Below are 24,660 nucleotides of genomic sequence, written 5' to 3' on the forward strand. Positions count from 1 at the left end.
ATGAAAATTTTAATTATTGGTAATGGCGGACGTGAGCACGCGCTGGCATGGAAAGCCGCCCAGTCACCGTTAACTGAGTCTGTCTATGTTGCGCCAGGTAATGCCGGCACTGCCCGGGAACCGGCACTGCAAAATGTGGATATTAGCGCGACAGATATTGAGGGACTGCTGGCATTTGCTCACCAGTACAAGATTGATCTGACGATTGTCGGCCCCGAAGCACCGCTGGTCACGGGTGTGGTTGATGCTTTTCGTGCTGCCGGGCTGAAAATCTTTGGCCCGACCCAGGCCGCAGCCCAACTGGAAGGATCAAAAGCGTTCACCAAAGACTTTTTGGCCCGTCATAAGATTCCGACAGCGGAATACCAGAATTTTACCGAAATCGAGCCGGCACTGAGTTACCTGCAGGAGAAAGGTGCACCGATTGTGATAAAAGCTGATGGTCTGGCCGCAGGGAAAGGCGTTATCGTCGCTATGACTCTGCAGGAGGCTGAAGATGCCGTCCGCGATATGCTGGCAGGTAATGCTTTTGGCGATGCAGGTCACCGCATTGTGATTGAAGAGTTCCTTGACGGCGAAGAAGCCAGTTTCATTGTGATGGTCGATGGTGATCATGTACTGCCTATGGCCACCAGCCAGGACCATAAACGTGTCGGTGATGCTGATACCGGCCCGAATACCGGAGGCATGGGGGCATATTCTCCAGCCCCTGTGGTCACCGATGAAGTCCATCAGCGGGTCATGGACCAGGTGATTTGGCCAACTGTCCGTGGAATGGCAGCCGAAGGCAATATTTATACCGGCTTCCTGTATGCAGGGCTGATGATTGATGCCGCCGGTCAGCCGAAGGTTATCGAATTTAACTGCCGTTTCGGTGATCCGGAAACTCAGCCCATCATGATGCGTATGCAGTCTGATCTGGTGACATTATGTCTGGCAGCCTGTGAAGGTCAGCTGGATCAGCAGGAATCCTTATGGGACCCACGCCCGGCACTGGGTGTTGTCATCGCGGCTGGCGGCTATCCTGATCAGTACCGTAAAGGTGATGTGATTTCCGGTCTGGAAGCGGCAGCAGCAGCGGAACCCGATGGTAAAGTATTCCATGCAGGAACCACCTTACAGGGTGACGATGTCGTCACTAATGGCGGGCGAGTACTTTGTGTCACTGCACTCGGTACTGACGTAGCAGAAGCTCAGAAAAATGCTTATGTACTGGCAAAAGCTATCTCATGGCAAGGAAGCTTCTACCGTAATGATATTGGCTACAGAGCCATTAATCGTTCGAAATAACCCCCCGCGACAAAAGTCATTACACAGCAGGCTTCGGCCTGCTTTTTTTATTACTGTACCGCACTCCTCCGGCTACAAGTCTTCGGCTGTCGGCTGGTTATGACATAAGTTATCAGGAGTGGCTTTCAGTAATTGTGTACCCTGCGGGCCCTGTAACCACGAGATATACAGCGGGGCTGTCCCTGAATCACTCCGGCGAATCACCCTCAGTGCTTCTGCCCCCAGTTCTGCCTTAACCTGTTGGTGATCACAGGTCATGACGGTGTTTCCCTGCTGCCATATTCCCTGTTGCAATCGTATTTTTCCTGCCTGCAATGCGTTACTGATACCCAATATCCTGCCAGCATCAAACTGATAAAGCTCAATCGCTTGCTGGCTAACGGGTTCACGGTGTTTTTCCAACTGACGTTGCATAAAGCTGACATTACCCTGCTGATCAAATCTCAGTGTCACATCGTCTGACGCGGCACCGCGGATATGTCGGCTGACCGAAGAGAGTTTGCCATCATGCCAGTGATACTCCGACTCTTCTGTCACCTTTTGGTCGAAAGGGGTATACAGAACACGTATCGTGACATCATCAGTATCGGTATTTTTCCGCCATAAACGTACGACGCCCCGATCGGCAAGATAACCTGAGGCACTGAACGGCGGATATTTCTGAGAAGAACTACAGCCTGCCAGCAGCAAACAGACCAGGCTAATAAGACTTTTCCGTCCGGTGAAATACATATTCTCTCCTTCATAATCATGACAACCGGTCAGAATAACGAATGAGATAATTATACAAAGGAAAACAGCAGACAGGGATGGGATAGAAGCTGAAGATAATAAACAGAAGGGGCAGTAATTTGCCCCTTCTGTTAACTAAACGTTTCGCACCCGGGGTGCAACGCTTATTTAACGGCGTCTTTCAGAGCTTTACCGGAAACGAACGCAGGAACGTTTGCAGCAGCAATTTTGATTTCTTTACCGGTCTGCGGATTGCGGCCAGTACGTTCTGCACGGTGGTTAACTTTAAAAGTACCGAAACCAACCAGCTGAACTGCATCACCTTCTTTCAGAGACTCAGTAATCGCAGCCAGAGTAGATTCCAGTGCAGTTTTAGCCTGGGTTTTAGACAGGTCCGCTTTTTCTGCGATCACATCAATCAGTTGAGTCTTGTTCATAAGTTATCCTTAAAGTGTATTTATCGCCTGCTAAGCAACGAATGCGAGTGAAAAGCCAAATGTTCCTACACCCTTCAGCCTGCACACACCGATAGCCACAATTTTTAGCCCCCCAAATGTAGACCAGACAGGGGGCTGATGTGAAGCCTTCTGATATGCTAAATCAGGCCTGAAATCACGTTTTATCGTCTTACTGGTTAAAACTTATACCGATATTGCTAATTCCGGCTTCCCGCAGGTCAGCACGCAGCCCTTTGATCAACTCCAGATCGCGTTCTTCACAGTCTGCCAGCAAGCGGAATATTTCCCATTGTAGGTCCCATTCGTCAATGACTGCCTGGTTCTCTCTGAGCTCTTCATCGGTCATCTCCCGGCCAGACTGAGTCATCTCCAGCATAGCAACGGTCGTGATAGATGTTTTACTCACTTCCACCGCATAGGTCAAACTTTCACCACTTAACAGGGAGTGCAGTAAATCACTCAGTGCCACACAAGCATCAATGGCCGGATAGACACCATAAACATCGAAGGCTTCTCCGTCAGGGATAGCCTCTTCAAGTTTCTCAAGCTGAGAATCAAAATTAACTTTAGCACCCTTCACCACCAGTGTTTCCCAGACCAGATCAAGAATACGCCGATAGAGATGTGGGTCTGCAAATTCAGTCTGCTGACAGAATGCCTGATAGTTCGGATACATGCGCTCACACAAACAGGCCATGAAGGTCACATGTTGCCAGCTTTCCAGTTTTTCCAGACGCAGGTGGATGGGGTTACGTAACATGACAGATACTCATTATAAATTAGCTGGCAGAAGTGTAACGCAAAAGCCGTCATTTCACAGCGTTATTGTGGTTCCAGCCAGCGCTGAAAGCCTTTGCGCTGTGAAGCAACCGCATCAGCAAGCCGGGTGGGCTCAGGCAAGCGATAGCCACGCAGGCATTGTTGAGTCCAGTAAAGTGCCATTTGAAGACTGACCCGATGGCCGACAGAAATAAATAACGGATTACAACGCTGCTTACTGCGCAGTACCCAGCCAGCCTGCTGTTGCTGGAAGAGCAGGGGCTGGCTGGCACCGGCCTCTTCCGCCAACGGCAAATAGTCACCGCATAACCGGCTTTTAGCGACACCTATCGTCGGTACATCGGCCAACAGGCCAAAATGGCTGGCCACGCCTAATCCCCTGGGATGTGAGACACCATGTCCGTCAATAAACAACAATTCCGGGCGATGTTCTAACTGCTGCCATGCAGCCTGTAAAGCAGGATATTCACGAAAGGAGAGAAAACCAGGAATATAGGGCAAGTTGACCGGAACCCGTGCAACGCGATGTTCAACCATTTGCAGAGACGGCCAGCGCAACACCACCAGCGCAGCCCTTGCCACAGTGCCCTGCTGCTCAAAGCCCACATCTCCCCCGCCGATAAATGACGGAGAGAAATCAGGGCTCAGCCCTTCACGGACAACTTCTGCTGCCCGTGAAAGTTGCTCAGCTTTAAGCGTCGCAACGTCGATTGGCATTATTTATGGTATGCCGCAGAAAGTCGGTGGACAGCTTCAACAAAAGCACCGGCATGTTCCGGAGGGACATCCTGATGAATCCCGTGCCCCAGATTAAACACATGCCCGTTACCCTGCCCAAAGCCTTCAAGAATGGTAGAGACTTCCTGCTCAATCCGCGCCGGCGGAGCATAGAGGATAGAAGGGTCCATATTGCCCTGTAAAGCTACCCGATGCCCAACCCGCTGACGGGCATTGGCGATATCGGTCGTCCAGTCCAGACCAATTGCATCACATCCGGTGTCTGCGATCTGTTCCAGCCACTGCCCGCCACCTTTAGTAAACAGAGTGACCGGGACCCGACGGCCTTCGTTTTCATGCAGCAGACCATCAACAATCTTATGCATGTAATAGAGTGAGAAATTCCGGTAATCACGACCGGTTAAAACGCCACCCCAGGTATCAAACACCATGACTGACTGCGCCCCGGCACGGATTTGTGCATTCAGATACAGAATGACACTCTCTGCCAGCTTGTCCAGCAAGGCATGCAATGCTGAAGGATCGCTGTACATCATTTTTTTGATTTTGGTAAAAGCCTTACTGCTGCCACCTTCCACCATGTAGGTCGCCAGCGTCCACGGGCTACCGGAGAAGCCAATCAGCGGAACCTCACCCTGCAGATTTTTGCGGATAGTCCGTACAGCATTCATCACATAACCCAGTTCCTGCTCCGGATCAGGGATGGGCAAATTTTTGATATCTGCCGCGCAGCTTATCGGAGAAGAAAAACGGGGCCCTTCACCGGTTTCGAAATACAGCCCTAACCCCATAGCATCCGGAATTGTCAGGATGTCAGAGAACAGAATGGCTGCATCCAGAGGATAACGGCGTAAGGGTTGCAGAGTCACTTCACAGGCCAGTTCAGCGTTCTTACACAGTGACATAAAATCACCCGCTTCTGCCCGGGTCTGCTTATATTCAGGCAAATAGCGGCCTGCCTGACGCATCATCCATACGGGAGTCACATCCGTTGGCTGCCGCAGCAAGGCTCGCAGATAACGGTCGTTTTTTAATTCGCTCATAATCAGGCTCTCTCGAAATCAGGCGCGTATTATATACGCAAACCCGCACTTGTTCTAATGCTGCGCCTGTGCGGTAGCGTTGCTGTCACTGCCGGTTATTCTTCATCCTGCCGGCATAATGCGACCGTGTCCTCAATCAGTCGCCGTGCAATTGTGCCCGGAGGCGGAAGCTTCGGTAATTCATCGTAACGATACCAGCCAGCATCCAGCAGTTCTTTAGGGTCGATATTGATCTCTCCGCTCTCATAGTCCGCCAGAAAAGCCATCATCAGCGATTGAGGAAACGGCCAGGGCTGCGAGGCGACATAACGCAGGTTTTTGATTTTTATATTGCTCTCTTCCATAACCTCACGGGCAACCGTCTGCTCCAGCGTCTCTCCAACCTCGGTAAAGCCAGCTAATGCCGTGTAAATTCCGTTACGGTGTCTGACATGCTGCGCCAGCAATAACTGGTCTCCACGCCGGATAACAACAATAATGCAGGGAGCTATCTGTGGATAATAACGCTCATGGCAATGTCCGCACAGGCAGGCAAATTCCGTCCTGCTACGATGCATCTCTTTTCCGCAATAGCCGCAATAACGATGTGAACGATAAAACTCCGCCAGCTGCACCCCTCTTCCAGCCATTCGGAATAACCCACCGTCAACCTGGAGTAACTGACGCAGCGAAGCCATATCCTGAGGCCTTGAGTCATCCACCAGCCAGACGGTTTCGCCCTGCCATTCGCCTATTATCTGTCCGCGGGATCCCGTAAGAGCGAACGCTTCAGCACTGCCGTGGGGTAATTCTCCCGCAGGTAACCAAAGTTTGTTTAACTGACTGACCACCCACCAGCCGCTGTCTGAAGCGGTTATTTCACGTTCCATCAATCATCACCTTATTATTTTTCTGATGCATCACGACGAAGCTGTTAACCCCATAGTACCACCCGCCAGACTAATGTCAGCGTCCGGGAGGAAAATGCAGCCATTCAAAACCAACCCGACAAACACCAGGGGCTTGTGCTTCACTCTGAACCCCTCTATGCTGAGAGAAGGTGACTTATCACCCAGAGCTGTATGATCTGAAAGGTCTGCAGCCAGTTTATCTTGTCGGAGTGCCCTTCGGGGCTGAGACCGTTAATTCGGGATCCGCGGAACCTGATCAGGTTAGTACCTGCGAAGGGAACAAGAGTACAGTTCAGCCTGAATGTGCCTGTCGGCATACCTTTCTGTCACTCCATCCGAACTCCGGACAAGCGTATTTCTTTGATTACAGGAAATAGAGCTATGTCTGAAAAATTATCCCGTCGTGAAAAACGTGAGCAAGCCCGCAACTTCATCAATTCACTCAGCAGTCAGTCGTTTCCGGCCTCACGTCGTCGTTGGCTGACCGGGTCACGCCCTGATATCCGCGTCCCTGTACGTGAAATACAACTTAGCCCGACCCGCATTGGCGGAACGTCGGAAAACCCGGTATTCGAGGAAAACGAAGCGATCCCGGTGTATGACACTTCAGGTCCGTTTGGCGATGAAACCGCTACCCCGGATATTCATCGAGGCATTCCTCGAATTCGCCAGGCATGGATTGAGCAACGCCAGGATTCGGCAAATATTCCGGCCACCAGCTCGGCCTATACCCGGGAGCGTCTGGCAGATGAAACGCTCGACGACCTGCGTTTCAGGCATTTACCGCAGCCACGTAAAGCCCTGGCAGGACGCTGTGTCACCCAGTTACATTATGCCCGTCAGGGAATCATTACCCCGGAAATGGAGTTTATTGCCCTGCGTGAAAATATGGGACGGGAGAAAATTTCCGGTGAAGTATTACTTCAGCAGCATCCGGGAAAACATTTTTTTGATCCCCTCCCGGCGACTATCACTGCCGAGTTTGTGCGCCAGGAAGTCGCTGCTGGTCGGGCCATTATCCCGGCCAATATCAACCATCCGGAATCTGAACCGATGATCATCGGCCGTAATTTTCTGGTAAAAATCAATGCCAACATCGGCAACTCTGCCGTCACTTCATCCATAGAGGAAGAGGTGGAAAAACTGGTCTGGGCTGCCCGCTGGGGGGCTGATACTCTGATGGATCTCTCTACCGGGCGAAATATTCATGAAACCCGGGAGTGGATCCTGCGTAACAGCCCGATCCCGGTGGGTACAGTACCGGTCTATCAGGCTCTGGAAAAAGTTAACGGGATCGCTGAAGATCTTAACTGGCCGATCTTCCGGGATACCCTGCTGGAGCAGGCTGAACAGGGCGTCGATTACTTCACCATCCATGCCGGTGTTCTGTTGCGCTATGTCCCGATGACTGCAAAACGCCTCACAGGGATAGTTTCCCGTGGTGGATCGATTATGGCGAAATGGTGCCTTTCGCATCATCAGGAAAACTTCCTTTATCGCCATTTCCGGGAAATTTGTGAAATATGTGCCAGCTATGACATTTCTCTGTCATTAGGAGACGGCCTTCGTCCGGGGTCCATTCAGGACGCGAATGATGAAGCACAATTTGCTGAACTACATACCCTGGGGGAACTGACCAAAATTGCCTGGGAATATGACGTTCAGGTGATGATTGAAGGCCCGGGTCACGTCCCGATGCATATGATTCAGCGGAATATGACTGAGCAGCTGGAGCATTGTCATGAAGCTCCATTTTACACCCTGGGTCCGCTGACCACGGATATCGCCCCGGGTTATGATCACTTTACCTCCGGTATCGGTGCCGCAATGATAGGCTGGTTTGGCTGCGCCATGTTGTGCTACGTCACCCCGAAAGAACACCTCGGCCTGCCGGATAAAGAAGATGTGAAACAGGGATTGATCGCATACAAAATCGCAGCTCATGCCGCTGACCTCGCTAAGGGACATCCCGGAGCACAAATCCGCGACAATGCCATGTCTAAGGCCCGTTTTGAATTTCGCTGGGAAGATCAGTTTAATCTGGCTCTTGACCCGGAAACTGCCCGTAACTATCACGACCAGACCCTGCCACAGGAATCCGGCAAAGTCGCCCACTTCTGTTCTATGTGCGGACCAAAATTCTGCTCAATGAAGATTAGCCAGGAAGTTCGCGATTTTGCCAGCAAAAACCCGCAACCGTCGGTGGTGATAGATGAAGGTATGCTGGAGATGTCTCAGCGTTTTCGCGATAGCGGCAGTGAAATCTACCAGCAGGTAGTGGCAGATGCGGAGGCAAAGTGATGACCCGGGAATTTCCGCCTGTACCTCTGCGCTGCGGGTTATATGCCGTAGTCGATAGTGTTGAATGGATAGCCCGGCTTCTGGATGCCGGGGTAATGACACTGCAGTTGCGAATGAAACAGGGCAGTGCCGCCGAAAAAGAGCAGGCCATCATCGACAGTATCCATCTGGCAGCTTCCCACCAGGCCCGGTTATTTATCAACGATGACTGGCAGTTAGCCATTAAACATGGTGCCTATGGCGTACACCTTGGACAAGAGGATTTAGAGACTGCCGATTTAGGCGCTATCCTTGAGGCTGGTCTGCGTTTAGGTGTATCGACCCATGACAGCAGCGAAATCGCCAGGGTATTACCGCTTAAGCCTTCCTATATCGCCCTGGGCCATGTTTTTCCGACCAATACCAAGCAGATGCCTTCCCTGCCTCAGGGGCTGGATAATCTGCGCCATCATGTCCGGCAACTGGCCGGAATACCCACCGTCGCTATCGGTGGGATCAGTATCGACAGAGCCGAAGAGGTGCTGGCGACCGGCGTTGGCAGTATTGCCGTCGTCAGTGCCATTACGGCAGCGACAGACTGGCGAGAAGCCGTGGCACAGTTACAGTCTCGGGTGGCGGAAGCAGACAGAGGTATCGCCGATGCTCAGTGACCAGGATTTTATGCGTTACAGCCGCCAGCTACTGCTGGAAGAAATTGGCCCCACGGGTCAGGAGCAACTGGCAGAATCCACTGTCCTGATTGTCGGGCTGGGTGGTCTGGGTTCACCGGCCGCCCTGTACCTGGCGGCTGCCGGTGTGGGTACACTGTTACTGGCTGATGATGATTCACTGCACATTAGCAATCTGCAGCGGCAAATTTTGTTCCGCAGCAAGGATACCGGTAAAGAGAAAGCGGTACTAGCAGCCGGGACATTGCACGAGCTCAATCCGTCAGTTCAGCTGCATGCCCTGACACAAAGGATAGATGCTGACCTGCTCAACCGTTTGCCGGCCAGACCCGGGCTTGTCCTCGACTGTAGTGACAATATGGCGACCCGTCATTTACTTAATAGCTGGTGTATTGAACAACGGATCCCACTGATCTCTGCCAGTGCGGTAGGGTTTAGTGGCCAGTTACTGGTACTGACACCGCCCTGGACGCAGGGATGCTACCGTTGCCTGTGGCCGGAACAGGATGAACCAGAGCGTAACTGCCGTAACAGCGGGGTCGCGGGGCCAGTCGTCGGTATGATGGGAAGCCTGCAGGCGCTGGAAGCAATTAAGCTTATCACTACCGGCCAGAGTGCTGCGTCAGGGAAACTGATTCTGTTCGATGCCCGTGAACTGCAATGGCGGCGCCTGCAACTCACCCCGGCAGCAGACTGCCCGGTATGCGGAGATGCCCATGCAAATTACGCTTAATGACAAGCTGATGTCTGTCAGTTCACCCTGCCCCCTCAGTCAGTTGCTGCAGCAGCTCCAGGTACGCCAGAAAGGTACGGCTTTGGCGGTCAATGGTCAGATTATCCCTGCCGGCAACTGGCCTGAGTATCTGCTGCAGGAACAGGATGATGTCGTCGTTTTTCAGGTCATTGCCGGAGGCTAACCATGTTAAAAATTGCAGATAAAACCTTCAGTTCCCGCCTGCTGACAGGCACCGGGAAGTTTTCTTCGCCAACGGTTATGCAGGCGGCTTTGCAGGCGTCAGGTTCTCAACTGGCTACCCTGGCAATGAAGAGAATCGATCTTAACAGCCAGCAGGACGATATCCTCGTCCCGTTGCAGCAATCCGGTGTCATGCTACTGCCAAATACCTCCGGCGCCAAAACAGCCGGTGAAGCGTTGTTCGCGGCACGCCTGGCCCGGGAAGCCTTAGGCACCCACTGGGTAAAACTAGAAATTCACCCTGACAGCCGCTACCTGCTGCCTGACCCGATTGAAACCCTGAAAGCCGCAGAACAGTTGGTAAAAGAAGGATTCGTGGTGTTGCCATACTGCGGGGCTGATCCTGTACTGTGCAAACGGCTGGAAGATGTCGGATGTGCCGCCGTAATGCCTCTGGGTTCGCCCATCGGCAGTAATAAAGGACTGCTCAGCCGGGATTTTTTACAGATTATTATTGAACAGGCTAATGTCCCGGTGATTATCGATGCCGGTATTGGTTTACCTTCCGATGCCTGTGAGGCCATGGAGTACGGTGCTGACGCTGTGCTGGTGAATACTGCCATTGCGACAGCTCGTGACCCTGTTGCTACCGCCAGAGCTTTTGCGTTAGCCACCGAAGCCGGTTATCTGTCCAGAGGGACGGCCTCTATTCAGCATCACGCCAGCCCAAGCAGCCCGTTAACGGCGTTTCTTGATGCAGGGCTGATTGAGGAGCACAGCCATGGCTGATTTCTCTGATTACTGGCAAACGCTGGATCAGAATGCATTACGTTTGCAAATTGACAGTCAAACACCGGCCCAGGTCGAGCGTGCACTCTCTGGCACGGTCAGCGGTATCACCGCGCTGATGGCATTACTCTCCCCTGCTGCGGAAGCTTATCTCGAACCCATGGCTGCCAGAGCACAACAACTGACACGCCAGCGTTTCGGCCATACGATTAACTTTTTCGCACCCCTCTATCTGTCTAACCTTTGTGCTAATGAATGTACTTACTGCGGTTTCTCGATGGGTAACCGAATTCGGCGTAAGACGCTCGACGGCCTGGAGATTAGCCAGGAATGTGAAGCGATACGCCGGCTAGGATTCAATCAGCTACTGCTGGTCACCGGCGAGCATCAGACCAAAGTGGGTATGGACTATTTTCGTCGGCATCTCCCGGATATCCGGCGCAGGTTCAGCTCACTGATGATGGAGGTTCAGCCGTTAAAGGAACAGGAGTACCGGGAATTACGTGGTCTGGGTCTGGATGGTGTGCTGGTATATCAGGAAACCTACCATGCTTCCTGCTATGCAGCACATCATCTGCGGGGTAATAAGCAGGATTTCTTCTTTCGGCTGCAAACCCCGGAAAGGCTCGGACGTGCAGGAATAGATAAAATTGGACTCGGTGTACTGGCTGGATTGTCAGGTCACTGGCGTACCGATTGTCTGATGATGGGCGAACACCTTAACTGGTTGCAGAAACACTACTGGCAGTCGCGTTATTCTGTCGCATTCCCCCGTCTGCGACCCTGTGCCGGGGGAATTACCCCTGCCTCTCTGATGAGTGAACGGCAGTTGCTACAGAGCATGTGTGCATTTCGCATTTTCTCTCCGCCAACGGATATCTCATTATCGACCCGCGAATCCCCGACATTCCGCGACCATGCGATTCCGATTGTGGTCACTACCGCCAGCGCCTTCTCAAAGACGGCACCGGGAGGATATGCAGAAAACAATGATGCACTGGAACAGTTTTCACCGGATGACCATCGCCGGCCAGAGATAGTGGCAGCAGCTTTACAGCGGGCAGGATTGCAACCGGTTTGGAAAGACTGGGAGTATTATTTCGGCAGAGAGTCCGCATGAATAAAGCCACGGGCAACAGTGCCCGTGACTTTTCCTGTGCATTATTCTTTGAAGCCCGGGGTCAGCCAGACAGAAGGCCAGTTACCCGGAGCACCGCCATCGCAGTCTGGTTGGTTGTGATAACTCATTAACTGAAAATCATGCCCGTCATAACGCCAGGCACCACTTTCACCACAATCCGCGATCCCTCTGCCACGTGCGATATGGGTCAGCATTGCCGTTTTAGGGTCATAACTGACATCGGTAAACCAACTGATCGTCTGAGGATCGCCCTGATCATCTTTCAACGGTAAAGTCAGCTCGACTTCCTTTGCCTGATCCGGATGATTACGTGGCGTCACAAATAAAATGCCTGATGACTGATAAGCCCCGGTGACACAGTTAATCATCACCAGTACATTTTTCTTATCTAAAGGTTCTACTTTACTGCGGGCAATATCATCGGCTTCTGGTGAGCACTCTTCATCATCCAGTACCGCTTGCTGAGTCTGCAGCACTTCATTAATCAGTGCATTGCCGTCACTGACCAGGTAAATTGCCGGAACTTTGGTCGGCGGAATTTCAAACGCATAACGTAACGGCACCTGCGCCGGGATACCGGCTCCAACACGCAGCAGAGCTGTCTGGTTATCTAACCGCCCCTGTATGTCATCAACAAACAGCAACGATGCATCTAAACCTTTTAACGATCCGGTATCGTCATCTTCATCCGGAGTCAGTGCAATGCGTTTCGCATTTTTGGCGGCCTGAATAAAGGCCTGAACATCCTGTAGTGAATCAGTATGGTAGCCCGCGTAATCATGTTCTTCATCAGAACTGATCGGGGTCAGGGAGTTTTTCCATAGTTGGCCGTCCAGCCAGATACCTGAGGGTTTATCGATATCAAACCCCATAATATCCAGCGAGATAGCACCCCGCGGACCGGCCTCATGTTTCAGAACTACCCGCATATTCTCATCTACATTGCGGATATCACAGTCATTAAGATTATTACAGGTAACCTGCCAGTCCTGAAACATTCTCTGAACTGGTTCCGAAGCATTGACTGTGGGTGTAGCCACCAGCATAGCCAACAACATGCCGGGCACACAAAAGATCCTCATGTTTTGCTCCATTTCCCTGTCTGACGACATATAAAAAAACCCTGCCGGAGCAGGGTTTTATATCATGATGTCATACGTTATTACTCGTCGCTGCCACCGAGGCCGGCATTCAGCAACTCAGCCAGGCTGGCAGACGCTTCGTCTGCAGTAACCTGAGGAGTTACCTGTGCTTCGCCTGAATGACGACGGCGCATACGATCCTGATGGTAAGCATAACCTGTACCAGCAGGGATCAGACGACCCACGATGACGTTTTCTTTCAGTCCACGCAGTTCATCACGTTTACCGGCCACTGCAGCTTCGGTCAGCACACGAGTCGTTTCCTGGAACGATGCCGCAGAAATAAACGATTCGGTTGCCAGTGAAGCTTTGGTGATACCCAGCAGGTCACGGTGGAAAGTCGCACCGATTTTGCCATTCGCTTCCAGTTCACGGTTAGCAATCAGAATACGTGACACTTCAGCCTGCTCGCCTTCCAGGAACTCAGAACTTCCGGCAGAAGCGATGGTCGCTTTACGCAGCATCTGACGAACGATAACTTCGATGTGCTTATCGTTAATCTTAACACCCTGCAGACGGTAAACATCCTGTACTTCGTTGGTGATATAACGGGTTACCGCATGAACACCACGCAGACGCAGAATGTCGTGCGGTGATTCTGGTCCGTCGGACACTACGTCACCACGTTCAACACGCTCACCTTCGAACACGTTAAGCTGACGCCATTTTGGAATCATCTCTTCGTAAGGTTCGCTGCCATCAACAGGTGTGATCACCAGACGACGTTTACCTTTGGTCTCTTTCCCGAAGGAAATAATACCGCTGATTTCTGCCAGAATCGCCGGCTCTTTTGGACGACGGGCTTCGAACAGGTCAGCAACGCGTGGCAGACCACCGGTAATATCTTTGGTACCGCCGGATTCCTGAGGAACACGCGCCAGGGTATCACCGGAACTGATTTGTACACCGTCATCCAGCTGAACAATCGCGTTGCCAGGCAGGAAGTACTGTGCAGGCATATCAGTACCTGGCAGCATCACATCATTGCCTTTGGCATCGACAATTTTCAGTGCCGGACGCAGATCTTTACCACCTGAGGTACGCTCAGCAGTATCCATCACCACGATTGAAGACAGGCCAGTCAGTTCATCCGTTTGACGGGTGATTGTCTGTCCATCGTTCATATCCACAAAGCGAACAAAACCGCTCACTTCGGTGATAACCGGCATGGTATGTGGATCCCAGTTAGCAACGGTTTCGCCGGCATTGACCTGCTCACCATCGCCTTTGGCCATCACAGAACCGTAAGGAACTTTATAGCTTTCCTTGGTACGACCGAATTCATCGATCATCTTCAGTTCAACGTTACGGGAGGTAATCACCAGCTTGCCTGCTGAGTTAGTTACCGACTTGGCGTTGATAAGCTTAATAGAACCTTTGTTTTTCACCTGGATGCTGGACTCAGCAGCCGCACGAGATGCCGCACCACCGATGTGGAACGTACGCATCGTCAGCTGGGTACCAGGTTCACCGATGGACTGTGCTGCGATAACACCGACAGCTTCACCTTTGTTGATGATATGACCACGAGCCAGGTCACGACCATAACAGTGAGCACAGACACCAAAGTCGGTAGCACAACCCACCACGGAACGCACTTTAACGCTGTCGACAGAGTTCTGCTCCAGCACGTCACACCAGTGCTCATCAAGCAGGGTGTTACGGGCCACCAGAATATCTGCAGAACCTGGTTTCAGAACGTCTTCAGCGGTCACACGACCCAGTACACGCTCACGCAGTGGCTCTTTAACATCACCACCCTCGATAACCGGAGTCATCATGATACCTTCATGAGTACCACAATCGTCTTCGGTCACCACCAGGTCCTGAGCAACGTCAACCAGACGACGGGTCAGGTAACCGGAGTTCGCTGTTTTCAGTGCGGTATCTGCCAGACCTTTACGGGCACCGTGCGTCGAGATGAAGTACTGGAGTACGTTCAGACCTTCGCGGAAGTTCGCCGTAATAGGTGTTTCGATGATTGAACCGTCTGGCTTCGCCATCAGACCACGCATACCCGCCAGCTGACGAATCTGAGCAGCAGAACCACGAGCACCGGAGTCGGCCATCATGTAGATACTGTTGAAAGAAACCTGCTGCTCTTCTTCACCATGACGGTTAATCACAGTTTCAGTTTGCAGGTTTTCCATCATCGCTTTAGAAACACGTTCGTTAGCGGCTGCCCAGATATCGATGACTTTGTTGTAACGTTCACCGGCAGTCACCAGACCAGACTGGAACTGCTCCTGGATTTCAGCAACTTCAGCTTCAGCTTCGCTGATGATCTCTGCTTTTTTCGCAGGGATGACCATATCATCAATACCTACTGATGCACCTGAACGGGCTGCATAAGCAAAACCGGTATACATGGTCTGGTCCGCAAAAATTACGGTAGGCTTCAGACCCAGGATACGGTAGCAGGTATTCAGCATCTTAGAGATTGCCTTTTTACCCAGTGCCTGGTTGATGATGGAGTACGGCAGACCTTTAGGAACGATCATCCACAGGATGGCACGACCGATAGTAGTATCGATCAGGCTGGTCTGAGGGATCAGTTCGCCCTGCTCATTTAAGCTGTATTCAGTAATACGGACTTTGACGCGAGCATGCAGCTCGGCCAGACCCGCACGGTATACGCGTTCGGCTTCTTTAGGTCCGGTCAGGACCATGCCTTCGCCTTTACCATTGACTCTGTCACGGGTCATGTAATACAGACCCAATACCACGTCCTGTGAAGGAACGATGATAGGTTCACCGTTCGCCGGAGACAGGATGTTGTTGGTAGACATCATCAGCGCACGCGCTTCCAACTGGGCTTCCAGCGTCAGCGGTACGTGAACAGCCATCTGGTCACCATCGAAGTCGGCGTTATAAGCCGCACAGACTAACGGGTGAAGCTGAATCGCTTTACCTTCAATCAGCACGGGTTCGAAAGCCTGAATACCCAAACGGTGCAGGGTTGGTGCACGGTTCAGCAGAACCGGATGTTCGCGGATCACTTCATCCAGGATATCCCAGACCACAGCTTCTTCGCGCTCAACCATTTTCTTGGCAGCTTTGATAGTCGTCGCCAGACCACGCAGTTCCAGCTTGCCATAGATAAATGGTTTGAACAGTTCAAGAGCCATTTTCTTCGGCAGACCACACTGATGCAGGTGCAGGTATGGACCTACGGTGATAACCGAACGACCGGAGTAGTCAACACGTTTACCCAGCAGGTTCTGACGGAAACGACCCTGCTTACCTTTGATCATATCGGCCAAAGATTTCAGAGGACGTTTGTTAGAACCGGTAATGGCACGACCGCGACGACCGTTGTCCAGTAATGCATCGACCGCTTCCTGCAGCATACGTTTTTCGTTACGTACGATGATGTCAGGGGCAGCCAGATCCAGCAGGCGTTTCAGACGGTTGTTACGGTTGATCACACGACGGTACAGATCGTTCAGATCTGAAGTCGCGAAACGGCCACCGTCCAGTGGTACCAGAGGACGCAGGTCCGGTGGCAATACTGGCAGTACTGTCAGGATCATCCACTCTGGTTTGTTACCAGACTGAACAAAGGCTTCCAGCAGTTTGATCCGCTTGGTCAGTTTTTTACGCTTGGTTTCAGAATTGGTTTCGTTCAGCTCTTCACGCAGCTGTTCGCATTCCTGCTCCAGATCCATACCTTTCAGCAGGGCCTGAACCGCTTCTGCACCCATTTTCGCATCGAATTCATCACCAAACTCTTCCAGTGCATCCAGATACTGCTCTTCAGTCAGGATCTGACGCTTTTCGAGGTTGGTCATGCCGCCTTCAATAACGACATAAGATTCGAAATACAATACGCGCTCAATATCACGCAGTGGCATGTCTAACAACAGACCAATACGGGATGGCAGTGATTTCAGGAACCAGATGTGTGCTGTCGGAGAAGCCAGCTCGATGTGACCCATACGTTCACGGCGAACTTTAGTCTGGGTAACTTCTACACCACACTTCTCACAGATAACACCACGGTGTTTGAGGCGCTTGTACTTACCGCACAGGCACTCATAGTCTTTTACCGGACCAAAGATACGCGCACAGAACAGGCCATCACGTTCCGGCTTAAAGGTACGATAGTTGATGGTTTCTGGCTTTTTAACTTCACCGAAAGACCAGGAACGGATCATATCTGGCGAGGCCAGAGCGATCTTGATCGCATCAAACTCTTCGGTTTTAGTTTGCGCTTTTAGAAACTTAAGTAAGTCTTTCACGGATTTGCTCCCGTCGGAGTGAGACTTCTCAGGGTATCCGGCAATTTACCGGACACCCTGTAACCAGTACAGCTGCGAGTGCTTACTCGTCTTCCAGCTCGATGTTAATACCCAGCGAGCGGATCTCTTTCAACAATACGTTGAAGGATTCCGGCATGCCTGGTTCCATCTGATGGTTGCCGTCAACGATGTTTTTATACATCTTGGTACGGCCATTAACGTCATCAGACTTCACAGTCAGCATTTCCTGCAGGGTATAAGCAGCACCGTATGCTTCCAGTGCCCACACTTCCATCTCACCGAAGCGCTGACCACCGAACTGAGCTTTACCACCCAGCGGCTGCTGAGTAACAAGGCTGTAAGAACCGGTAGAACGCGCATGCATTTTGTCATCAACCAGGTGGTTCAGTTTCAGCATGTACATGTAACCTACGGTTACCTGACGCTCAAACTGTTCACCGGTGCGACCATCAAACAGAGTGATCTGACCTGAAGTCGGGATACCACCCAGCGTCAGCAACTCTTTAATTTCACTTTCTTTAGCACCGTCGAAGACCGGGGTCGCAATAGGCATCCCTTTCTTCAGGTTTTCTGCCAGACGCATCACTTCGTCGTCGGAGAAAGTGTTCAGGTCGACATTCTGACGGGTATCTGAACCCAGGTCATAAGCACGCTGGATAAACTCACGCAGTCTGGCCACATCCTGTTGCTGTTTCAGCATGGCATTGATCCTGTCACCAATTCCTTTGGCTGCCATCCCCAGGTGGGTTTCCAGAATCTGACCGATGTTCATACGCGATGGTACGCCCAGTGGGTTCAGTACGATGTCTACCGGAGTACCGTTTTCATCGTAAGGCATATCTTCGATCGGGTTGATCTTAGAGATAACACCTTTGTTCCCGTGGCGACCTGCCATCTTATCACCAGGCTGGATCTGACGTTTAACCGCCAGGTAGACCTTAACGATTTTCAGCACGCCTGGTGCCAGATCATCGCCCTGGGTGATTTTACGGCGCTTAGCTTCAAGTTTTTTCTCAAACTCGTGCTTCAGCTCGTCGTACTGTTCAGCCAGCTGCTCTAACTGATTCTGTTTCTCTTCATCAGTCAAGCCCAGCTCCAGCCAGCGCTCACGTGACAGCTTGTCCAGTTTCTCGGCTTCAACACCGCCTGCAATCAGGACGCTGTGAATACGAGTGAACAAGCCAGCTTCGAGGATCTGCAATTCTTCAGTCAGGTCTTTTTTCGCCTGCTTCAGCTGCATCTCTTCGATTTCCAGCGCACGTTTATCTTTTTCCACGCCATCACGGGTAAAGACCTGAACGTCGATAACTGTCCCTGATACACCGTTAGGTACACGCAGAGAAGAATCTTTAACGTCAGATGCTTTCTCACCGAAGATAGCACGTAACAGTTTTTCTTCCGGAGTCAGCTGAGTTTCACCTTTAGGTGTCACTTTACCGACCAGGATATCGCCACCGGTCACTTCAGCGCCGATGTAAACAATACCGGATTCATCCAGTTTAGAGAGTGCAGCCTCACCCACGTTCGGGATGTCCGCAGTAATCTCTTCCGGCCCCAGCTTGGTATCACGGGACACACAGGCCAGTTCCTGGATATGGATAGTGGTGAAACGATCTTCCTGGACCACACGCTCAGAAACGAGGATGGAGTCTTCGAAGTTATAACCATTCCATGGCATGAATGCCACGCGCATGTTCTGACCCAGCGCCAGTTCACCTAAATCGGTAGATGGGCCATCAGCCAGCACATCACCACGTTCAATAGGCTCCCCCAGGTTGACACACGGCATCTGGTTGATACAGGTGTTCTGGTTAGAACGGGTATATTTGGTCAGGTTATAGATGTCGATACCTGCTTCGCCGGCATACATCTCGTCTTCGTTAACTTTGATAACGATACGTGATGCATCGACGTACTGAACAGTACCGCCACGCTTAGCGACTGCGGTAACACCGGAGTCAACAGCTACTGCACGCTCCATACCAGTACCTACCAGCGGCTTATCAGCACGCAGAGTAGGGACAGCCTGGCGTTGCATGTTCGCACCCATCAGAGCACGGTTAGCATCATCGTGTTCCAGGAATGGAATCAGAGACGCACCAACAGAAACAACCTGCTGGGTGGAAACGTCCATATAGTCAACCTGATCACGGCTGAACAGGCTGGACTCGCCTTTGTTACGGCAGGTCACCAGATCATCAACAAACTGACCATTCTCATCGAGGTTGGTGTTTGCCTGAGCGATAACGAAGTTACCTTCTTCAATCGCTGACAGATAATGAATCTCGTCGGTTACCTGGCTGTCTACCACACGGCGATATGGGGTTTCGAGGAAACCGTACTCGTTAGTCTGAGCATACACAGACAGTGAGTTAATCAGACCGATGTTTGGACCTTCCGGAGTTTCGATAGGACAAACACGACCGTAGTGAGTCGGGTGTACGTCTCGAACTTCGAAGCCTGCACGTTCACGAGTCAGACCGCCCGGGCCCAGTGCAGAAATACGACGTTTGTGCGTAATTTCATCCAGCGGGTTGTTCTGGTCCATAAACTGTGACAGCTGGCTTGAACCGAAGAATTCTTTAACCGCCGCAGAAATCGGCTTGGCATTGATCATATCCTGAGGCATCAGGGTATCCAGATCGCCTAAGGACAGACGTTCTTTCACCGCACGCTCTACACGGACCAGACCAACACGGAACTGGTTCTCAGCCATTTCGCCGACTGAACGAATACGACGGTTGCCGAGGTGGTCGATATCATCCACTTCGCCAATACCATTACGGATATCGATCAGTTTCTTCATCACCTGGATGATGTCGTCGTGGCTCAGGATGCCTGCACCTTCGATTTCATCACGCAGCAGTGAACGGTTGAACTTCATACGACCAACCGCTGACAGATCATAACGATCTTCAGAGAAGAACAGATTCTCGAACAGGTTCTCTGCAGCTTCACGAGTTGGCGGCTCACCAGGACGCATCATACGGTAGATCTCAACCAGTGCGCTCAGGCGATCATTGGTTGGGTCAACACGCAGCGTTTCCGAAATGTAAGGACCGTGGTCCAGATCATTGGTGAACAGCGTTTCAATGCGTTTGTGGCCTGCCTGGCTCAGTTTGGCCAGCAGGTCCATGGATAACTCCATGTTCGCCGCAATGATCAGCTCGCCGGTGCTCTCATCAATGTAATCACGCGCAACAACTTTACCGGCAATATATTCAACCGGAACTTCGATGTGCTGGACGTTATCTTTTTCCAGCTGGCGGATATGACGGGCAGTAATACGGCGGCCTTTCTCGACATAGACAGTCCCGTTTGACTCCAGGTCAAAAGAGGCCGTCTCACCACGCAGACGCTCAGGTACCAGCGCCATCTGCAGTTTGTTATCGCGAATTTCATAAACAACTTTATCAAAGAACAGATCGATGATTTGTTCAGTGGTGTAGTTTAATGCGCGCAGGATGATAGTGGCCGGCAGTTTACGACGGCGGTCGATACGGACAAACAGGTTGTCTTTCGGGTCAAACTCAAAGTCGAGCCATGAACCACGGTAAGGAATGATACGTGCGTTATACAGCACCTTACCGGAAGAGTGTGTTTTACCCTTGTCGCTGTCAAAGAAGACGCCCGGACTACGGTGCAGCTGAGAAACAATAACGCGTTCAGTACCATTGATAACAAAGGTACCATTGTCTGTCATGAGCGGAATTTCACCCATGTAGACTTCTTGTTCTTTAATGTCTTTAACGGTCCCTTCCGGCGCTTCGCGCTCGTAGATGACCAGACGGAGTTTTACACGCAGCGGTGCAGAGAACGTCACACCACGAATCTGACATTCTTTAACATCGAAAACAGGCTCACCCAAACGGTAGCTGACATACTGCAGCTCAGAGTTACCACTGTAGCTCTGGATTGGGAATACGGAACGGAATGCAGCTTCCAGTCCATACTGGCCTTCCGGATCTTGCTCGATAAACTTCTGAAACGAGTCAAGCTGGATAGACAGGAGATATGGAATGTCCAGTACTTGTGGACGTTTACCAAAATCCTTACGAATACGTTTTTCTCGGTATAGGAGTAAACCATCAGGGTTCCTCAGCTCGCTGACAAGTCGAACCACGCTGTCCGTTCTGAAGGACAGTTCATCATGCAACATTATTCTGTTTTGACCGTGAGATGAGCCCACGGTGCAATACGTCTTTCTATCACTCTTAAATCATTTCATTGCTCTGGCAGGACAGGGAGCCCCGCGGGAAAGCAGTATATTAAGGCGTCGATAGAAAAAGATATTGAAGAAACCACTGTGGACAAACAATGCGAAACCCCACAGAGTCTCTTTTAGCGCAAAAAGGCTGGTGACTATTATAGTCACCAGCCATCAGTCTGCAACCTTCTCAGACTGCAACCCAAAGGGTTGTCTTATTTGATTTCAACTTCAGCGCCAGCTTCTTTCAGAGCAGCTTCCAGAGCAGCTGCGTCGTCTTTGCTGATGCCTTCTTTGATTGCAGCCGGTGCAGATTCAACCAGATCTTTAGCTTCTTTCAGGCCCAGACCAGTTGCGCCACGAACGGCTTTGATAACTGCGACTTTGTTAGCGCCAACAGCTTTCAGTACTACGTCGAATTCAGTTTGCTCTTCAGCAGCTTCTGCAGGGCCAGCAGCTACAGCTACAGCAGCAGCAGCAGAAACACCGAATTTTTCTTCCATTGCAGAAACCAGCTCAACTACTTCCATTACGGACATAGCTGCAACAGCTTCCAGGATTTGGTCTTTAGTGATAGACATAACAATTGTTCCTAAGAATCAGAATAAGTTTATACGTAAGCAACGATGTGTAAAGTGCGATTAAGCAGCTTCTTTTGCATCGCGTACAGCAGCCAGAGTACGGACCAGTTTGCCAGCAGCGGCTTCTTTCATGGTCGACATCAGACGTGCCAGTGCTTCTTCGTAAGTCGGCAGCGTTGCCAGACGGTCAATTTGAGCGGCTGGGATCAGCTCACCTTCAAAGGCTGCAGCTTTAACCTCGAATTTTGCATTCGCTTTCGCGAATTCTTTGAACAGACGAGCAGCAGCGCCCGGGTGTTCCAAAGAATATGCAATCAAGGTTGGACCAACAAACGTGTCTTTCAGGCACTCGAAAGGAGTACCTTCAACGACGCGACGCAGCAGGGTGTTACGAACAACACGCATGTATACGCCAGCTTCACGACCTGCTTTACGCAGTTCAGTCATTTTATCTACGGTAACGCCACGGGAATCCGCAACAACCGCAGACAGCGCGCCTTTGGCTACTTCGCTGACTTCAGCAACAATCGCTTGTTTGTCTTGAAGATTTAATGCCATTAGCTTTTGCTCCTGGATTATTTTAGTCCGGAAAGTTACCTCACCGGAACTCACATCGCCTGTCGGCCAAAGCTGACAGACGCTAACACGGTGAGTAGAATCCAGAAAAGAATAGGTTCTTCAGGCTCTCTCACCGTCTACGCAGGAAATTAAGTTTGTGTCGAATTACAGATGACTCTGTTGTTCTGACACTCACACCTGCGGTCTTGGACGGAGGCCTGGATAAGGCCAGGCTCCAACCGAAAATTCTTACCCGGGAGGATAACTCTCTCCCGCGGTCTCTTCCCTCAGGAAGAATGGGCGAAAATTCTAGGTGAATTTTTCGCCCAAGTCAAGCCAGGTCTTAAGCCGCAGATGCGCTCAGGCCAGCCTGATCAACTGCAACACCTGCACCCATGGTAGTAGACAGGCTAACTTTCTTGATGTACACGCCTTTGGCTGAAGATGGTTTGGCTTTTTTCAGCGCAACCAGCAGAGCTTCCAGGTTTTCTTTCAGTTTGTCAGCGTCGAAGTCAACTTTACCGATAGTGGTGTGGATGATGCCGTTTTTGTCGTTACGGTAACGAACCTGACCTGCTTTAGCATTTTTCACTGCTTCAGCAACGTTCGGAGTTACAGTACCAACTTTAGGGTTAGGCATCAGACCGCGTGGGCCCAGAACCTGACCTAACTGGCCAACAACGCGCATTGCATCAGGAGAAGCAATAACAACGTCGAAGTTCATTTCGCCTTTCTTGATCTGATCAGCCAGATCTTCCATACCTACCAGTTCAGCACCAGCAGCTTTGGCAGCTTCAGCGTTTGCACCCTGAGCGAAGACAGCAACGCGAACGCTACGGCCAGTACCATGTGGAAGAACAGTCGCGCCACGCACGTTCTGGTCTGATTTACGAGCATCGATGCCGAGGTTTACAGAAACATCAACACTTTCAACAAATTTAGCTGTTGCCAGTTCTTTCAGCAGAGCTACGGCTTCGTTGATTTCGTACTGCTTGGTGACGTCTACTTTGTCACGGATAACGCGCATGCGCTTGGTAAGCTTAGCCATTGATTAATCCTCTACTACCAGGCCCATGGAGATCGCAGTACCTTCGATAGAGCGAGCCATCGCATCTACGTCTGCACCAGTCATGTCCGCAGCTTTAGTCGTTGCAATTTCATGCAACTGAGCACGCGTCACTTTACCTACTTTGTCTTTGTTCGGCTTACCGGAACCAGACTTGATACCAGCCGCTTTCTTCAGCAGAACTGCTGCCGGAGGCGTTTTGGTAACGAAGGTGAAAGAACGGTCGCTGTATACGGTGATAACAACCGGAGTAGGCAGACCTTTTTCCAGGCTTTCTGTTTTGGCGTTGAACGCTTTACAGAATTCCATGATGTTAACACCCTGCTGACCCAGTGCCGGACCAACCGGTGGACTTGGGTTAGCCATGCCTGCTGCAACCTGCAGTTTGACATAGGCTTGTACTTTCTTAGCCATGATATTTCCTCAATTGGGTATAGCGCCTTAAAAAGGCTTCCCGTGATAATTATTCCACGCACACTGTGCGTAAAAACAAAAGGCGCGAAATTATAGGTTAATTTCGCGCCTTGTGCAAGATGTCTCACGCTGGCGTGATTAGCCTTTTTCTACCTGACCAAAGTCAAGTTCAACCGGGGTTGCACGGCCAAAGATAGAAACAGACACTTTCAGGCGGCTCTTCTCATAATCCACCTCTTCCACCACACCGTTGAAGTCAGCAAACGGACCGTCACTAACACGGACCATTTCGCCTGGCTCAAACATGGTTTTCGGCCGTGGTTTATCACCCGCCTGCTGCAGGCGATTCATAATCGCATCAACTTCTTTATCGCTAATTGGCGCAGGGCGGTCAGAAGTCCCACCAATGAAGCCCATAACACGAGGTACACTGCGTACCAGGTGCCAGCTTGCATCTTCCATCACCATTTGAACCAGCACATAGCCCGGGAAGAATTTACGCTCACTCTTACGGCGCTGGCCACCACGGATCTCAACAATCTCTTCGGTCGGCACCATAACTTCGCCGAACAGCTCTTCCATATTGTGCAGTTTAATGTGCTCACGCAGTGAAACTGCTACGCGGCCTTCAAAACCGGAAAACGCCTGCACGACGTACCAGCGTTTTTTTGGAGCTTCAGACAT

At 51.2% G+C, this 24,660-nt stretch carries 20 protein-coding genes, 1 pseudogene and 1 riboswitch; of the genes and pseudogenes, 7 read left to right on the forward strand and 14 right to left on the reverse strand.

The window, feature by feature from the left end; translation table 11 throughout:
- Entirely contained in the window at window positions 1-1,290 is a 1,290-nt protein-coding gene (gene purD / locus HA49_RS16625; protein WP_038023997.1) for a phosphoribosylamine--glycine ligase, read from the forward strand.
- A 72-nt stretch (window positions 1,291-1,362) separates the two neighbouring features.
- Here the strand turns inward: purD and HA49_RS16630 are convergent, their stop codons facing one another.
- From HA49_RS16630 to nudC, 6 genes are all read right to left on the reverse strand, one after another.
- Entirely contained in the window at window positions 1,363-2,022 is a 660-nt protein-coding gene (locus tag HA49_RS16630) for a DUF1481 domain-containing protein (RefSeq protein ID WP_038023999.1), read from the reverse strand.
- 164 nt (window positions 2,023-2,186) lie between these two features.
- Window positions 2,187-2,459: a nucleoid-associated protein HU-alpha gene (hupA, locus tag HA49_RS16635; RefSeq protein ID WP_007886275.1), complete on the reverse strand. Its 273-nt coding sequence runs from the start codon at window positions 2,457-2,459 to the stop codon at window positions 2,187-2,189.
- Window positions 2,460-2,649: 190 nt separating this feature from the next.
- Complete coding sequence (locus HA49_RS16640) at window positions 2,650-3,240, reverse strand: YjaG family protein (RefSeq protein ID WP_038024001.1); 591 nt, start codon at window positions 3,238-3,240, stop codon at window positions 2,650-2,652.
- 62 nt (window positions 3,241-3,302) lie between these two features.
- On the reverse strand, window positions 3,303-3,971 hold the full coding sequence (gene nfi / locus HA49_RS16645) for a deoxyribonuclease V (RefSeq protein ID WP_038024051.1): 669 nt from the start codon (window positions 3,969-3,971) through the stop codon (window positions 3,303-3,305).
- Window positions 3,972-3,976: 5 nt separating this feature from the next.
- The gene (hemE, locus tag HA49_RS16650) at window positions 3,977-5,041 is read right to left on the reverse strand and encodes a uroporphyrinogen decarboxylase (protein ID WP_038024002.1); all 1,065 of its coding nucleotides are present in this window, start codon (window positions 5,039-5,041) and stop codon (window positions 3,977-3,979) included.
- A 95-nt stretch (window positions 5,042-5,136) separates the two neighbouring features.
- Window positions 5,137-5,910, reverse strand: a complete 774-nt coding sequence (gene nudC / locus HA49_RS16655; RefSeq protein WP_038024004.1) for an NAD(+) diphosphatase — start codon at window positions 5,908-5,910, stop codon at window positions 5,137-5,139.
- Between the two features lie 216 nt (window positions 5,911-6,126).
- Window positions 6,127-6,227: riboswitch (TPP riboswitch) on the forward strand.
- A gap of 85 nt (window positions 6,228-6,312) precedes the next feature.
- On the opposite strand from nudC, the gene thiC reads away from it, so the two are divergent.
- Genes thiC through thiH form a run of 6 tightly spaced genes read left to right on the forward strand, consistent with a single transcriptional unit; the run spans window position 6,313 to window position 11,725 of the window.
- Window positions 6,313-8,232 (forward strand): phosphomethylpyrimidine synthase ThiC, encoded by a 1,920-nt coding sequence (gene thiC, locus HA49_RS16660; RefSeq protein WP_038024007.1) that lies wholly within the window; start codon window positions 6,313-6,315, stop codon window positions 8,230-8,232.
- Window positions 8,232-8,882 (forward strand): thiamine phosphate synthase, encoded by a 651-nt coding sequence (thiE, locus tag HA49_RS16665; protein ID WP_038024010.1) that lies wholly within the window; start codon window positions 8,232-8,234, stop codon window positions 8,880-8,882. Before thiC ends, thiE begins: the two co-directional genes overlap by 1 nt.
- The gene (locus HA49_RS16670) at window positions 8,872-9,633 is read left to right on the forward strand and encodes a HesA/MoeB/ThiF family protein (RefSeq protein WP_038024012.1); all 762 of its coding nucleotides are present in this window, start codon (window positions 8,872-8,874) and stop codon (window positions 9,631-9,633) included. Before thiE ends, HA49_RS16670 begins: the two co-directional genes overlap by 11 nt.
- Entirely contained in the window at window positions 9,617-9,817 is a 201-nt protein-coding gene (gene thiS, locus HA49_RS16675; RefSeq protein WP_038024015.1) for a sulfur carrier protein ThiS, read from the forward strand. Before HA49_RS16670 ends, thiS begins: the two co-directional genes overlap by 17 nt.
- Before the next feature lie 2 nt (window positions 9,818-9,819).
- Complete coding sequence (locus HA49_RS16680) at window positions 9,820-10,605, forward strand: thiazole synthase (protein ID WP_038024018.1); 786 nt, start codon at window positions 9,820-9,822, stop codon at window positions 10,603-10,605.
- On the forward strand, window positions 10,598-11,725 hold the full coding sequence (gene thiH / locus HA49_RS16685; RefSeq protein WP_038024020.1) for a 2-iminoacetate synthase ThiH: 1,128 nt from the start codon (window positions 10,598-10,600) through the stop codon (window positions 11,723-11,725). The genes HA49_RS16680 and thiH overlap by 8 nt, the downstream gene beginning before the upstream one ends.
- Window positions 11,726-11,766: 41 nt before the next feature.
- Here thiH and HA49_RS16690 read toward each other — a convergent pair whose 3' ends face one another.
- The 8 genes and pseudogenes from HA49_RS16690 to nusG all read right to left on the reverse strand — a co-directional run bounded on the left by HA49_RS16690 (window position 11,767) and on the right by nusG (window position 24,660).
- Window positions 11,767-12,828 (reverse strand): DUF1176 domain-containing protein, encoded by a 1,062-nt coding sequence (locus HA49_RS16690; protein WP_038024023.1) that lies wholly within the window; start codon window positions 12,826-12,828, stop codon window positions 11,767-11,769.
- Between the two features lie 80 nt (window positions 12,829-12,908).
- Entirely contained in the window at window positions 12,909-17,129 is a 4,221-nt protein-coding gene (gene rpoC, locus HA49_RS16695) for a DNA-directed RNA polymerase subunit beta' (RefSeq protein ID WP_038024026.1), read from the reverse strand.
- An 82-nt stretch (window positions 17,130-17,211) separates the two neighbouring features.
- Window positions 17,212-21,239, reverse strand: a pseudogene (rpoB, locus tag HA49_RS16700) (DNA-directed RNA polymerase subunit beta).
- A gap of 333 nt (window positions 21,240-21,572) precedes the next feature.
- Window positions 21,573-21,938, reverse strand: a complete 366-nt coding sequence (gene rplL / locus HA49_RS16705) for a 50S ribosomal protein L7/L12 (protein ID WP_038024029.1) — start codon at window positions 21,936-21,938, stop codon at window positions 21,573-21,575.
- Window positions 21,939-21,998: 60 nt separating this feature from the next.
- The gene (rplJ, locus tag HA49_RS16710; RefSeq protein ID WP_038024031.1) at window positions 21,999-22,496 is read right to left on the reverse strand and encodes a 50S ribosomal protein L10; all 498 of its coding nucleotides are present in this window, start codon (window positions 22,494-22,496) and stop codon (window positions 21,999-22,001) included.
- A gap of 343 nt (window positions 22,497-22,839) precedes the next feature.
- The gene (gene rplA / locus HA49_RS16715) at window positions 22,840-23,544 is read right to left on the reverse strand and encodes a 50S ribosomal protein L1 (RefSeq protein WP_038024033.1); all 705 of its coding nucleotides are present in this window, start codon (window positions 23,542-23,544) and stop codon (window positions 22,840-22,842) included.
- A 3-nt stretch (window positions 23,545-23,547) separates the two neighbouring features.
- Window positions 23,548-23,976: a 50S ribosomal protein L11 gene (gene rplK, locus HA49_RS16720; RefSeq protein WP_038024035.1), complete on the reverse strand. Its 429-nt coding sequence runs from the start codon at window positions 23,974-23,976 to the stop codon at window positions 23,548-23,550.
- A 138-nt stretch (window positions 23,977-24,114) separates the two neighbouring features.
- Entirely contained in the window at window positions 24,115-24,660 is a 546-nt protein-coding gene (gene nusG, locus HA49_RS16725; RefSeq protein WP_038024038.1) for a transcription termination/antitermination protein NusG, read from the reverse strand.

This window comes from Tatumella morbirosei (assembly GCF_000757425.2).
Lineage (GTDB): Bacteria > Pseudomonadota > Gammaproteobacteria > Enterobacterales > Enterobacteriaceae > Tatumella > Tatumella morbirosei.